Source organism: Stenotrophomonas bentonitica, from assembly GCF_002887735.1.
Lineage (GTDB): Bacteria > Pseudomonadota > Gammaproteobacteria > Xanthomonadales > Xanthomonadaceae > Stenotrophomonas > Stenotrophomonas bentonitica_A.
In genome coordinates this window covers 626,186-640,149 of the sequence record NZ_PKQP01000001.1, presented here as the reverse complement: position 1 = coordinate 640,149, position 13,964 = coordinate 626,186, and the positions used below count along the sequence as shown (strand labels likewise).

General features: G+C 65.4%; 10 protein-coding genes. 4 read left to right on the top strand and 6 right to left on the bottom strand.

Features of this window, described 5'->3' with window-relative positions; genetic code table 11:
* Positions 1–23 precede the first annotated feature (23 nt).
* Together C0R07_RS02825 and C0R07_RS02820 are read right to left on the bottom strand one after the other, a co-directional pair.
* Entirely contained in the window at positions 24–2,501 is a 2,478-nt protein-coding gene (locus tag C0R07_RS02825) for an acyl-CoA dehydrogenase (protein WP_019185115.1), read from the bottom strand.
* Positions 2,498–3,421 carry an alpha/beta fold hydrolase gene (locus C0R07_RS02820; RefSeq protein WP_102788139.1) on the bottom strand — a complete coding sequence of 308 codons (924 nt, stop codon included), beginning with the start codon at positions 3,419–3,421 and terminating at the stop codon, positions 2,498–2,500. Before C0R07_RS02820 ends, C0R07_RS02825 begins: the two co-directional genes overlap by 4 nt.
* Before the next feature lie 139 nt (positions 3,422–3,560).
* On the opposite strand from C0R07_RS02820, the gene C0R07_RS02815 reads away from it, so the two are divergent.
* Complete coding sequence (locus C0R07_RS02815; RefSeq protein ID WP_019185113.1) at positions 3,561–4,163, top strand: TetR/AcrR family transcriptional regulator; 603 nt, start codon at positions 3,561–3,563, stop codon at positions 4,161–4,163.
* A gap of 140 nt (positions 4,164–4,303) precedes the next feature.
* Here the strand turns inward: C0R07_RS02815 and C0R07_RS02810 are convergent, their stop codons facing one another.
* The 3 genes from C0R07_RS02810 to C0R07_RS02800 all read right to left on the bottom strand — a co-directional run bounded on the left by C0R07_RS02810 (position 4,304) and on the right by C0R07_RS02800 (position 9,353).
* On the bottom strand, positions 4,304–7,129 hold the full coding sequence (locus C0R07_RS02810; RefSeq protein ID WP_102788138.1) for a TonB-dependent receptor: 2,826 nt from the start codon (positions 7,127–7,129) through the stop codon (positions 4,304–4,306).
* A 351-nt stretch (positions 7,130–7,480) separates the two neighbouring features.
* Positions 7,481–8,305 carry a hypothetical protein gene (locus C0R07_RS02805; RefSeq protein WP_174704343.1) on the bottom strand — a complete coding sequence of 275 codons (825 nt, stop codon included), beginning with the start codon at positions 8,303–8,305 and terminating at the stop codon, positions 7,481–7,483.
* Positions 8,306–8,456: 151 nt separating this feature from the next.
* Positions 8,457–9,353: an Hsp33 family molecular chaperone HslO gene (locus tag C0R07_RS02800; RefSeq protein ID WP_102788136.1), complete on the bottom strand. Its 897-nt coding sequence runs from the start codon at positions 9,351–9,353 to the stop codon at positions 8,457–8,459.
* 79 nt (positions 9,354–9,432) lie between these two features.
* On the opposite strand from C0R07_RS02800, the gene mtgA reads away from it, so the two are divergent.
* Genes mtgA through C0R07_RS02785 form a run of 3 tightly spaced genes read left to right on the top strand, consistent with a single transcriptional unit; the run spans position 9,433 to position 11,632 of the window.
* Positions 9,433–10,182, top strand: coding sequence for a monofunctional biosynthetic peptidoglycan transglycosylase (gene mtgA / locus C0R07_RS02795; protein ID WP_102788135.1), 750 nt, complete (start codon positions 9,433–9,435; stop codon positions 10,180–10,182).
* 39 nt (positions 10,183–10,221) lie between these two features.
* Entirely contained in the window at positions 10,222–11,241 is a 1,020-nt protein-coding gene (locus C0R07_RS02790; protein ID WP_102788134.1) for a glycosyltransferase family 2 protein, read from the top strand.
* Positions 11,201–11,632: a CBS domain-containing protein gene (locus C0R07_RS02785; RefSeq protein ID WP_019185106.1), complete on the top strand. Its 432-nt coding sequence runs from the start codon at positions 11,201–11,203 to the stop codon at positions 11,630–11,632. The genes C0R07_RS02790 and C0R07_RS02785 overlap by 41 nt, the downstream gene beginning before the upstream one ends.
* A gap of 63 nt (positions 11,633–11,695) precedes the next feature.
* Here the strand turns inward: C0R07_RS02785 and C0R07_RS02780 are convergent, their stop codons facing one another.
* Positions 11,696–13,678 (bottom strand): AsmA family protein, encoded by a 1,983-nt coding sequence (locus C0R07_RS02780; protein WP_102788133.1) that lies wholly within the window; start codon positions 13,676–13,678, stop codon positions 11,696–11,698.
* Between the last annotated feature and the right edge of the window lie 286 nt (positions 13,679–13,964).

The window sequence follows — 13,964 nt, the reverse complement described above, 5'->3', positions numbered from 1 at the left end:
TGTCGTTTACCTGGTGGCCGGGATCACGCGGCCTGGGACTGTGCGTCCGTCTGCTGGCGCTTGTAGTAGCCCGCCGAGCGCAGTTCTTCCGGATCGAAGTCGTCCACCGTGATGGTTTCCAGGGTGAGCGTGCGCAGCTCTTCGAGCAGGGTGCGCTCATCCTGGGTGATCACGCCTTCGGCCACGGCCTCGTCCAGCTGGGTGGCGAAGTCCAGCGCTTCGATGCCCTTGGTCTTGAGCGCCTTGATGAACTTGCGCTCGACCGGCTCGGCCATGATCGCCTTGGACAGGTAGCTGTTGATGCGGCCACCCGGGTTGTTCTCGCACGGCGTCAGGAACACGCCACTGGCCAGGCGGTCACGGGCTTCGTTTGGCGCCATCAGCAGCGCGGCCACGCGGTGGCCCAGGCGATCGCCCGGCGCCTCGGCACGGCGGCCGAACGGGAAGATCAGCGCCCACATCAGCCAACCGATCGGACGGATCGGGAAGTTGCGCAGCGCCGCCGACAGCGATTCTTCGATCTTGTGCACGCTGTCATGGAAAGCCCAGGCCAGCAGCGGCTGGTCGGCCGCCGGCGCGCCCTCGTCGTGGTAACGCTTGAGCATGGCGCTGGTCATGTAGATGTGGCTCAGCACATCGCCCAGGCGGCCGGACAGCGATTCCTTGAACTTCAGCTTGCCGCCGAGGGTCATCATCGAGATGTCGGCCATCAGCGCCAGGTTGGCCGAGTAGCGGTCCAGCTTGCGGAAGTAACGGCGGGTGTAGGCATCGCCCGGGGCGGCACCGAAGCGGGCGCCGGTGAGGCCGAACCAGAACGAACGCACGGCGTTGGAGATGCCGTAGCGGATGTGGCCGAACAGGCTGCGGTCGAATTCCTGCAGGCCGGCACGGGTGTCCGGATCCTGCGCGGCCTTCATTTCCTTCAGCACCCACGGGTGGCACAGGATCGCACCCTGGCCGAAGATCAGCAGGCTGCGGGTCATGATGTTGGCGCCTTCGACCGTGATCGCGATCGGCGCGGCCTGCCAGCTGCGGCCGGCGAAGTTGCGCGGCCCCAGGATGATGCCCTTGCCGCCGATCACGTCCATCACGTCCGAGATCACTTCACGGCTCATGGTCGTGCAGTGGTACTTGGCGATCGCCGACGGCACCGACGGCACGTCGCCGCGGTCCACCGCAGCGGCCGTGGCCTGGCACAGCGCGCTGATCGCGTACGCCTTGCCACCGATGCGGGCCAGCGCTTCTTCCACGCCCTCGAAGCGGCCGACCGACAGGCCAAACTGCTTGCGGATGCGCGCATAGGCACCGGTCACCACCGCACCGGCCTTGGCACCACCGCTGGCGGTGGAGGGCAGGGTGATCGAGCGGCCCACGGCCAGGCACTCGTTGAGCATGTTCCAGCCCTTGCCGGCCTTCTCGGCGCCACCGATCAGCTGGGTCAGCGGGATGAAGACATCCTTGCCGCGGATCGGGCCGTTCTGGAAGGTCGAGTTGAGCGGGAAATGGCGACGGCCGATTTCCACACCGGCGGTGTCACGCGGCAGCAGCGCCAGGGTGATGCCGATGTCGCGGGTGCTGCCGATCAGGCCGTCCGGATCGTACATGCGGAAGGCCAGGCCGATCAGCGTGGCCACCGGGGCCAGGGTGATGTAGCGCTTGTCGAAGGTGAGCTTGACGCCGAGCACCTGCTCGCCGTTCCACTCGCCCTTGCAGACGATGCCGTAATCGGGAATCGAGGTCGCATCCGAACCGGCGAACGGACCGGTCAGGCCGAAGCACGGCACTTCACGGCCATCGGCCAGGCGCGGCAGGTACTGGTCCTTCTGCTCCTGGGTACCATAATGGTTGAGCAGTTCGCCCGGGCCCAGCGAGTTGGGCACGCCGACGGTGGAGCTGACCACGCTCGACACCGAGGCCAGCTTCTGGATCACCTTGTGGTGGGCCAGCGCGCTGAAGCCCAGGCCGCCGTATTCCTTCGGAATGATCATGCCGAAGAACTTGTTCTTCTTGATGAAGCTCCACAGTTCCGGCGGCAGGTCGGCGTAAACGTGGGTGATTTCCCAGTCGTTGACCATCCTGCACAGCTCTTCGACCGGGCCATCCAGGAAGGCCTGTTCCTCGGCGGTGAGCTGCGGCTTGGGATAGTTGAGCAGGATGTTCCAGTCCGGGTCACCGGTGAACAGCTCGCCTTCGAAACCGACCGAGCCGGTTTCCAGCGCGATGCGCTCGGTCTGCGACAGCGGCGGCAGGACCTTGCGGAACACCTTCATCATCGGTGCGGTCAGCAGCGGCTTGCGGATGAAGGGCAGCAGCAGCGGCACGGCGATCACCGCGACGATGGCCGCAGCCACGATCGTGGCGGTCTGGTTGACGTACGGGATGAACCAGCAGGCGGCCAGCAGCACCACACTGATGATCGTCCAGGTGATCAGGCGCATCCGGTGGTAGGCGACGAACGCACCTGCCAACAGGACGACGAGGAAGGGAACGACAATGCTCATGAGCGTGCTCCGGTGACGTGCTCGGTAATGGCGGACGATGCGACGGCGGAGGCCGAGGGCAACACGTCCAGATAGTCCAACACAGTAGCGGTAAAGGCGTTGTTGTCATCACCGGCGACCATATGCGTGGCCTCCGGCAGCTGCACGTGGCGTGCATGTGGCACCAACGCCAGGAACTCGGCCACCGTCTGCGGGGTGACCAGGGTGCTGCGGCCACCGCTGACCAGCAGCAGGGGGCATTTCACCTGGCGCGCCGCATCGGCAAGCGCGTCCTGGTGTTGTTCGCTGTCACGCGCCAGCTCGGCGACCAGACGCGGATCCCAGTGCCAGCGCCAACGGCCGTGGCCGTCCTCGCGCAGCAATGCGCGCAGGGAATCTTCGGACTTGCGCGGACGGTGCGGCACGTAGGCGGAAATCACATCGGCCGCCTGCGACAGCGAGGCGAAGCCGTCCGGGTGCGCGGTCATGAACATCAGGATCTTTTCGACCCCGGCGGTATCCCAGCGCGGGGTGATATCGACCAGCACCATCGCCGAGAACAGGCCGGGCCAGCGCGACTCGGCGAGCAGGCCGAACAGGCCGCCCATCGACGCGGCGATCAGGATCGGCGGCTGTGGCTGTTCGCCGGCCAGCACGATCAGATCATCGGCGAACTGTTCGCCGTGGTAGGCAAGGTCGGCCGGGTTCCAGTCCGAATCGCCGTGGCCGCGTGCGTCGTACGCCAGGGTCTGGTAACCGGCCTCGACCAGAGCGCTCGCGGTGGCGTTCCAGGCGTGCCGGGTCTGCCCGAAGCCATGGGCGAACATCACGGTGCCGCGGCGTCCCGGGGGTGAGCGGGTCGCGGCGAGCACGGCGTCATGTGCACCGGTCAGTCGCTCATCGTCAAAACGCGGCAGGGTAGAGGAAGAAAGAGTGACCATACTCGCTAGTATGGACCTGCCCTGTGCGATGTCAATACTTAGGAGTATGGTGTGTGTATCCCTTGTGCCAGCAGGCGTGAAGCGGCGTTTCACCGATTCACATACTGCAACCAACCCCGGCGTATGGTTAAATCCACCTATGAATGAACCCGAAGCTTCCGCCGGCGAGCCACGTGCCGGCCGCAACAGCCGCCTCAGTGCCGAAGACTGGGCCCAGGCCGCACTGGATCTGATTGCCGAACAAGGCGTGGGCGCGGTCGCGGTGGAGCCGCTGGCGCGGCGTCTCGGCGTCACCAAGGGCAGCTTCTACTGGCACTTCCCCTCGCGCGACGCGTTGCTGCAGGCGGCGCTGGAGCGTTGGGAGCTGTTCGAGCAGGAGCAGGTCTTCGGCAGCCTGGCCGATGTCACCGATCCGCGCGTGCGCCTGCGCCAGCTGTTCCAGGTGGTCGCACATGAAGTGCAGCCGCACATCATCTACAGCGAACTGCTCAAGGCGCTCGATCACCCGATGGTGCGCCCGGTCATCGACCGTGTTTCGCACCGGCGCCTGGAGTATCTGGTCGCCTCGTTCCGCCAGGCGGGCCTGAGCCGTACCGATGCGCAGCACCGTGCGCGGTTGGCCTACGCCGCCTATGTGGGTTTCCTGCAGTTGTCGCTGCAGCTGCAGCAGCCCAAGCAGGCCCGCGAGGATTTCGAAGCCTATGTGGAACACGTGATCGAGACGTTGATTCCGCTCGGTTGACCGGCCCGTGACAGGCATGCAGAAGGCCGCGGAAACGCGGCCTTTTCTGTGCGCGCCGTTTGCCGGACGCGGGCACCACCACAAAAAACAACGGCCCCTTTCGGGGCCGTTGGATCAGACGTTGTTGATCAGTGGATCGATCAGAACTTCTGCGAGTACTTCATGTACAGGAAGCGACCGATGTCGTAGCCGCCGTAGTACGAGAAGTTCGAGCTCGGCTGCGAGGTCATCATCGGGCCGACCTTGTTGAACACGTTGTTGGCACCCACGGCGACGGTGGCGTTCCACGGGGTGGCATAGGACACCTGCACGTCGTGGAAGGTCACTGCACCCAGCTCGGTCTGCGGCGAGATCACGCCCAGGGTATCCGGTGCGCTGTAGTTGGGCAGCGTGCAACGGGTGGCGAAGCGGCAGCTTTCCTTGGTGCCGGAGTAGTAACGCAGGTTCCAGTTCACCGACAGGTCGTTCATGCTCCAGCCCAGGCCCAGGTTCGAGCGCACGCGGAAGTACGCGCCGAAGCCATTGTTCTGGGACGGCACGGCGTCGGCATCGTCCGTGGACTTCTCTTCGTACTTGCCCACGTACGTGGTCGACGACTTGGCCGAGAAGCGGCCGAAATCGGTGTCACGGCTGTAGCTGATGTCGAAGTCGAAGCCTTCGGTTTCGGTGTAGCCGGCGTTGCGGTTGCCGTAGTTCAGCGTGCCCACGATGTTGCCGTTGGCCGGGTCACGGGTGAACATCGAGCAGCGCGATTCGATCAGGCGGACATAGCAGTCTTCCATGATCAGGTTCGGGCTGTCGGTGACGATCGTGTTGTCGATGCGGATGCTCCACCAATCCACACCCACGCTCAGGCCGGTGACGTAGCTCGGGCTGTAGACGAAGCCGACCGTCTTGGACTCGGAGGTTTCCGGGGTCAGGTTCGGGTTCGAGCCGGAGTTGAACGGCACCGGGCTCTGCGCGGCACGGCCGGTGGTCGGGACGAAGCCCTGCTGCAGCTGACGGTAGCCCTGGCCGACATCCTGGACGCAGCGTGCGCTGCCGCGGACGTCGCCGTAGACGCTGTCGCACGGATCGACGAAGTTGGTCGGGAAGGTCTGCGAGGTGCCGCCGTACAGGTCACCGATGGTCGGGGCGCGGAAGCCCTCGGCATAGGTGGCACGCACCAGCAGGTCGTCGATCGGACGCCACTTCAGGCCGAACTTGTTGTTGGTGGTGTCACCGAAGCTGGTGAAGTCCGAGTAACGGGTGGCCAGGTCCAGGGTCAGTTCCTTGGCGAACGCCAGATCCGCCAGGATCGGGATGTTCAACTCCAGGTAGAACTCATCCAGGGCGTAGGAACCCTTGGTCGGGCCGGACGCCAGGTTGGTCGAGTCACCCGACTGGGCGATCGCATCCGGGTTGAAGGCGCCGCTTTCCTTGCGGTATTCGTAACCGATCGCGAAGCCCAGGTCGCCGGCCGGCAGCGGCACGATGGTGCCCGACAGGTTGGCGAAGTAGTTGTGGGTGCTGGTCTTGCCGGTGGCGTGCTCTTCGCGGAACAGGTAGTTGCGCACGTTCGGGTCATCGAGCGAGTTGGCAACCGCGCCGGTACCGAAACCTGCGAACGGGTTCCACGGCACGCAGCCGGCGATTTCATTGCCCGGAGTGCCGCAGACGATCTGGCCGGCAGCATTCTGGAACGACGGACCCACGGCATCGGCCACGGCCGGGATGTAGAAGTTGCCGTTGTTGATCAGCAGGCTGTCATTTTCGTTGTACAGCGAGCCGACGTCCCAGCTGAAGAACCGGTCGCCGATTTCGAAGGAACCTTCCAGGGCCGCTGCGAAACGCCAGGTGGTCAGGGTGCTGTCGGTGGTGCGCGGCACTTCCCAGCCACGACGACGCCAGTTGACGTCGGCGACGCCGCCGGTCGGGTTGAAGTAGCTGTCAGCCGACATCGGCACGCCGAATGCAGTGGACTGCAGCGGGTAACCGGCGATCTGGCGCTGCGACTCACGCTTGGTGTAGGACAGGTCCGTGGTGAAGCGGACGTTGTCGGTGATGTCGTAGTTGCCGCTGACGAACAGCGAACGACGTTCCAGCGGGGTCAGCAGGTGCATCTGGTCGGACGAGCGGCTGGTATCGGCCGACGTCTGGCTGTGGAACTGACCCGGGCCCAGGGCGGTGCCGCCACGGTTGGGAGCCTGCCAGTTGCCTGCGTTGCCGACGCGCCAGTTGCCCCACTGGCCAACGGTCGTCAGCGATGCTGCCGGATCCCAATCCGGGTAGGTGTCGGCCGTGAACGGACGATCCTTGGCCCACACGCCTTCTTCCTTGTGGTACTCGGCGCCGACGGTCAGCGAGCCGCGGTCACCGGAGAAGCCCATGACGAAGTCGTAGGTTTCCTTCTCGCCGTCGCCCTGGCTGTACTGGCCCTTGTAGACGTTGGCTTCCAGACCATCGAAGTTCTTGCGGGTGATGATGTTGATCACGCCGGCCATTGCGTCCGAGCCGTAGATCGACGAGGCGCCGTCCTTCAGCACGTCGATGCGCTCGACCATCGAGGTCGGGATGATCGAGATGTCCTGGTAACCATCCGGGCTGATGCCCAGGCGCTTGCCATTGACCAGCACCAGCGTGCGCTGTGCGCCGAGGTTGCGCAGGTCGATGTACTGACCACCGGCTTCCTGGTTGGAGGTCAGCGGCGAGGCGCGGCTGAAGTTCGGGCTACCGGCGGCGGAGATGTTCTGCAGGATATCGCCGACCGAGCTGAAGCCCTGGTTCTGGATATCCGCACGCGAGATGGTCAGCACCGGCTGGGCGGTTTCCACGTCAACCTGGCGGATGCGCGAACCGGTGACCGAGATGCGGTCCAGATTGGTGGTGCCAGTGGCTTCCTGAGCGACGGCGCTGCCGGTGCCGGCAGCGCTGGCGATCAGCGCGAGGACGACGGCGTCGCGCAGTTTGTTGCTGTTGCGGTTCATTGGGCTCTCTCTCCAAGTTGACTTGGGTGCAACGTGTTGGGATGGGCTTCAGCGCGGGGACGAAAGGCGTTCCCAATCCGTGAAGCTGACTCGATAGTAACCACGTGCAACTAAAAATTAAAGAGCCGTTAATGTTCCATGTGATTTAGGTGAAATTCGGCAAAGCCTTTGCGATACAAGGCTTTAAGCGATACCTGCAGTCTAAAACGTCTCATTTGTTAAGATCTTTGTTAAAAAAAATTCACCCTGAATGGGCTGTGCGCGCCCTTGACACCCAGCCCAAACGAAAAAGGGCGCCTCATGGAGGCGCCCTTCGGGTGACGTGTATTGACGGGTCGTCGCAAAGACAGGTCAGAGATCCTGCTCGTACCGGACGTAGGGCACGGTGCCCTCGTCAGTGCTCTCGTTGCGGGGGGCGAACGGGTTCTTGCCGCGGGTGACCACGTTCTCGGCGCCCACGGTGAGCTGCCCGCTCCACGGCGTGCGCCAGGTCAGGCCGACCCCCAGGCCTTCCCACTTGCCGGGCTGGCCCGGAACATCGACCACGCGGCCGATGATGTTGCCGCTGAAGTTGCCATAGCCGGCACCGATGGTGAGGCTCTTGCTGTCCCAGCGGTCCACGATCGCCGGCGAGGCGTCCGCGATGGGGACCAGACGCGCCTTGGCATAGGTGCCGCCGATCGAGACGAAGCCCTCGCGGCCGATGTTCTTCTGCCCGAAGACGGTCAGGTCGTTCTGCTCGGCACGCAGCGACGGCGATTTGTTCGGGCCGGCCAGCCAGGCTGGCAGGGTGTCACGGCCGCTGCCGGCGGTGATGCCCACGCGGCCGCCAGGCCGGTTGAACGCGGCGGTGCCACTGACGCGGCGGCTGAGCGTGTTGTCTTCCTCATCGCCCAGTGTCGCCAGCATGCAATGGCTGGCCAATCCGCTGATGCTCGTCCCGCGACTGCTGTTGCACAGCAGACCCAGCGAGTCACCCGAGGACAGGCCGAAGGCCGCGTCCAGCGAACTGCGGCCGAAATGCCAGCGGGCCCCTGCGGCCTGTTCGCCGGTCGGTTCCAGGTAGAGCAACGCTTCGACCTTGCCACTGCCTTTGTTCCAGACCGGCAGCACCGTGCCGTCCTGCTTGCCCTTGGCCTGCGCATGCACGCCCGGGATCGCGCCTAGGGCGATCATCAGGGCCAGCGGTAGACGCAGAAGGGGATGCATGGGAACTCTCAGACAAGCGCAGTGAACACAAGTTCCCGCCGAAGCGGGACATGATCCTAGGGCGTTTATGATTTCTTAACAAGTCTTGGTTCTCCCCAGAACAAAACGCTTGCCAAGTTTACTGAAGCCGTTCAGGTGCCGGCGAGGATACATCCATCTCGCGGAACAGTATGTCGAATTCCGTCAACGGGAAGTGATACTCCTGCCCACAGAATTCGCAACGTACTTCCACCGCGCCAGTGGGCTCGGCGGCGGCGCGGGCCTCCTCTTCGCCAATGGACTGCAGCATGCCTGCCACCCGCTCACGCGAGCAGGAGCACGCAAAGCGCAGGGCCTTGTCGCCCAGCAGTTCCGGCGTCTCTTCATGGAAGAGGCGGTGCAGCAGATCGTGGCCGGGCACCTCGAGCAGTTCCTGCTTGCCCAGGGTCTCGAACAGTGCGCTGGCCCGCGACCAGCCGTCCTGGTCGCCTTCATCGCCGGGCAGCTTCTGCAGCAGCAGGCCGGCGGCGCGGGTGCCATCGGCGGCCAGCAGCAGACGGGTCGGCAACTGCTCGGACTGGCGGAAATAGTCTTCGAAGGCTTCGTCCAGGCCGGCCGCGGTCAAGCCGACCAGGCTCTGGTAGCGCTGCGGTTCGCGCGGATCCAGGCCGGGGTTTTCGATGGTGATCGCCAGCAGCGCATCCTCGCCCAGCGCGGTCAGATCACGCGGGGCGTCGCCACCGCCCTCGGCCAGCTGGACGATGCCGCGCAGGGTGCCGGCGGCGGTGCACTCGGTGAACAGGGTGCGCATCGCAGTGTTGCTGCGCAGCTGGATCGACAGGCGGCCATCGACCTTGGTGTGGCCGGTGAACAGCGCCGAGGCCACGCTGGCCTCGCCGAGCAGCTCGGCGGCGCCCGGCGGGTAGACCGCATGCGAGAGGATCTCCCGCCAGGTGTCATCGAGGTGCACATGCACGCCGCGGACGCCGGCATCGGGGAGCAGGAAACGAACAAGGGAGTCGGATTGGGCGGTCATCGGTTCGGTGGCTGCGCGAAAGGAGTGCCGGTTGCCGGATAATGCGCCGACAACCGTGCAAGTAAAGGATGCACCAGTAATGGGGGCAGAGCGCAGCAACCTCAAGGTCGAACCGGATCTGGAACCGTCACCGCGGCGCCGCTGGCGCTGGCGCCGCCTGCTGTGGCTGCCGGTGCTGTTCGTCGGGTTCAGTGTGCTGCAGGTGCTGGTCCTGCGTTTCATCGACCCGCCCGTTTCCAGCGTGATGCTGTGGCGCTACGGCGAGGCGCTGGGGGAGGGTGACTGGAGCTATCGGTTGCATTACCACTGGCGCGATCTGGACCAGATGGCGCCAAGCCTGCCGATTTCGCTGGTGGCTGCCGAGGATCAGCGTTTCCCGGGGCACAATGGTTTCGACCTGCAGGCCATCGAAAAGGCGCGTGACCACAACGCGCGCGGCGGGCGGCTGCGCGGGGCCAGCACGATCAGCCAGCAGGTCGCCAAGAATCTGTTCCTGTGGCAGGGCCGCAGCTGGATCCGCAAGGGGCTGGAGGTCTGGTACACGGTGCTGATCGAAGCGCTGTGGCCGAAGTCGCGGATCCTGGAGATGTACGCCAACATCGCCGAGTTCGGCGATGGCATCTATGGCGCGCAGGCCGCGTCGCAGCAGTATTGGAACAAGGACGCGTCCCGGCTGAGCCCCGCCGAAAGTGCGCGGCTCGCGGCGGTGCTGCCGTCGCCCCGCCGTTACAGCGCGGCCAAGCCCGGCCCGTACGTGCAGCGCCGCGCCGCCTGGATCCAGCGGCAGGCCCGGCAGCTCGGGGGAGGGGCGTACCTCGGCGAGGAGTGAGCGTTCATGCATGTAATTGGCTGACGCTACAATCGCCGCATGACCAGCCCTCGCCTGACCGTCGTCGTCGCCGCCCACAACGAAGCGCTCGCCTTGCCGATGCTGCACCCGCGCCTGCGCGCAGTGCTGGCTGGGCTGGAGGGCATCGACGGCCGCGTGCTGTATGTGGATGACGGCAGCACGGACACCACCTGGGCCGTCATGCAGGCATTGGCCGCCGCGGATTCGTGCGTCGGCGTACTGCGGTTGTCGCGCAACTTCGGCAAAGAGGCCGCGCTGACGGCGGGGCTGGATTTCGTCGACGACGGCGCGGTGATGATCCTCGACGCCGATGGCCAGGATCCGCCGGAACTGATTCCCGAGTTCGTCGCGCTGTGGCAGCAGGGCTATGACAACGTCTATGGCACGCGCCTGGCGCGCGATGGCGAGAGCTGGCTCAAGCGCTCCACTGCCAAGGCGTTCTATCGGGTGATCGGGCGGTTGTCCAAAACGCCGATCCCGGCCGACACCGGTGATTTCCGGCTGCTGTCGCCGCGCGCTGTGCAGGCACTGGGCCAGCTGCGTGAGCGCCACCGGTTCATGAAAGGGCTGTTCGGCTGGGTGGGTTTCCGCCGCAAGGCCTTGCCCTACCATCGGCATGCGCGGCTGGTGGGCGAGAGCAAATTCGGGTTCTGGCGGCTATGGAATTTCGCCCTGGAAGGGATCACCGGATTCTCCACCGCGCCGCTGCGGGTGACCACCTATCTGGGCCTGGCCGCAGCGACGTTCGCGTTCGTGTTCGCGCTGGTGGTGGTGTCCAAGGCAGCGCTGTACGGCGACCGCGTTGCGGGCTGGCCGACCATGATGGCGGTGATCCTGTTCCTGGGCGGCATACAGCTGATCGCCCTGGGCCTGATTGGTGAATACCTGGGCCGGCTGTACGAGGAATCCAAGCAGCGCCCGCTGTACCTGATTGACACCTGGCAGGCCCCGTTCGTGGCAGACTCGGCCGTGCATCCCATCGGTGGAGAGCAGCGAGATGACCACGGTACGGCAGCTGTTGGAAGGCAAGTCCCCTGAGGTATTCGCCGTCACCCCGAGCTCGGCGGTGATCGACGCCATCCGGTTGATGGCCCAGAAGGGCATCGGCGCGGTGCTGGTGATGGAGGGCCGGCAACTGGTCGGCATCCTTTCCGAGCGCGACTACGCACGCAAGATCGTGCTGCACGAACGCTCGTCCCGGACGACCGAAGTCCGCGAGATCATGACCCCCAAGGTGGTGACCGTCGCCCCTGGCGAGCAGGTCGAGCACTGCCTGCAGCTGGTGACCGATTACCGCATCCGCCACCTTCCGGTGGTCGATGGCACGGGTGTGCTCGGGGTGATCTCGATCGGTGATCTGGTCAAGGCGGTCATCGACGAGCAGGCGCAGAAACTGGATCAACTGCAGCAGTACATCGTTGCCGGTTGAGCGTGGCCGCGCGCGGCGGGGCAGGCCGACGCAGCGTCGGTCCCTGCCCGGATGGCCCCGCGCTTACTTGGCGTAACGGCCGCCGCAGTTGCTGTCCTCGCCCGGGCCGGTCTCGATGGTGGCCAGCAGCGCGGCGGGCGGGGCGATGCTGCCCAGCGCCAGCGCGATCGCCCCGCGGATGCCCAGCGCCTTGAAGTCCGGGCGGAACGAGGGATCCTTGAAGGTGCCGCCGATGCGCAGCGGCGAGCGCAGCGCCAGGATGCTCATGTCCTTCGGGCGCGGGCGCAGCAGCAGGTCCAGCTGCTCCTGTTTCAGATCGACCTTGCCTTCGCCGAGGATCAACGTATCGGTGGTATCGAAGGCCAGCGAGCGCGACTGCATCACGCCGTTGTCGACACCGAAGTCGCCCCACGCGCAGCGCAGCGGAATCTGCTTGTCGCCGGTGAACAGGAACTTCAGTGATTCGGCGACATCCAGGCCGGCCAGTTCCATGATCAGATTGCCGACATGGCCGCGGCCGATCCCGACCGCCACGGTGCCATCGGAGCTGCCCAGCATCGCCGCGACGGAGTTGCCCTGGCCGGTCAGTTTGACGTCGCCACTGATGCCGCCGGAGGCTTGTTCGGCCAGCTTCGCATCAGGGAACAGCTTGCCCAGCTGCACCTTGCGGATGGTGGCCTGCAACTGCGTGGAGATCGCCTGCTTGCGCGCATCCATGCGGATCGTACTGCGGATGTCGCCGCCGGCCACGCCGAAGTTCAACGGCTCCAGCCGCAGCAGCCCGTCATTGAGCTTGAGGTGGGCATCCATGTCATCCAGCGGCAGCGTCGGCGAATTGATGCGCTGCGCCTTCCAGCGCACGTCGGCGTCCATCGCACGCAGCTTGGACAGGTTGTACGGCGTGTCCGGCAACACCTTGGCACTGGCCGCCAGCGCGGCCGCCTTGGCCTTCTGGTCGGCATTGGCCGACTCGCCGGCACCGGTCTTCGGCGGTGCCCCGATGAAGCCGGCCAGATCGTCGAAGTCCAGCCGCTTGGAGACCAGATCCGCGGTCAGGAATGGGCGCTCGCCACTGACATCGATCTGCGCGGTCCCGCCCAGGTCGCTGTCGCCGGCGGTGCCGGTGAACGACTCATAGCGCCAGACCGCGTTGTTGCGCTTCAAGCGGCCCTTGAGCTTGTACGGCGGCGTGGACGGCATTGCCACGCCGATCAGCGGGAACAGATCCTCCATGTCCTGCCCGCTCAGCATCAGCTCCAGATCGAATACCCGCAGCTGGAAGGGATTGGTGAGCGTGCCGCTGGCGATCGCATGCGTGTTCCCCGCGCGCCCATCCAGATGGATGCGGAACGGATGCCCCGTATTGGTCAGCTCCAGCGGCGACTCGGTATTGCCATTCAGCGAGAACGGATTGCCCTGCCAGCGTCCCTTGCCCTTGACCAGCAATGGCGGACCACTGTCCTTGTCCCGCGGCTTGCCGCTGTTGAGCGAGACCAGCACATCCGTCCTGCCGGCCGTGTCCTGGAACTGCAGGCGCCCATCCTCGATCAGCAACCGTTGCAGCACCGGCGGGTCACCGTCGCTCGGGCCCAGGAAATCCCAGTTGCCCGGCTGATTCTTCTCCGGCGCGGTTTCCAGCAGCAGATCCGGTCGCGTCAAGCGGATCTCCGGAATCCGCACCTGCCCGCTCAGCAAGGGCCATACCCGCAGATCGATCTCCGCCCGATCCGCCGTCGCCATCTGCGGCTGCTTGGCCCAGGCCGCATTCGCGAACGTCAGCCCATCGCCTCGCACCGTCGTCACCCGGCCCAGATCGACATCCAGATCCCCATTGATATGGAACTCCCGGCCGGTCTTGGCCTGCACCGCCCGTTCCACCGGCCCCTTGAACCAGTTCCAGTCCCATAACGCGATCAGGATCAACAGTGCCGCGAACAGAAACACCAGAATCGCCAACCACCGCTGCCCACGCTTACCGGGAAGGCGCCAGCGCCAGCGGGAACGAGAAGCGGCATCGGACGGAGCAGGGGAGGGGACTGTATTCACATCCCCATGGTTGCCCTTGCATCGTGCAGGCAACGCGAAGCATTGGTAAGGGTACTGTCAGGGTGAGGCGTGTCGACCGTCGGCGCCGCCGTTGTCGATGACTGCTCCAAGCGCGGTGCGTCGGCCATGCTTGGCATCCGGTCCAACCAGGATTCTGACCTTCTCAGGCCACCGGCCAAGGGTGAGCGGGGCGGTGCGGGTGGGTTGGCGGGACCATGAGCGCCATGGATGGCGCGACATGAGCCTCCAGGGACGGATTCACGGCGTGTCCCGCCGACCCACCCGT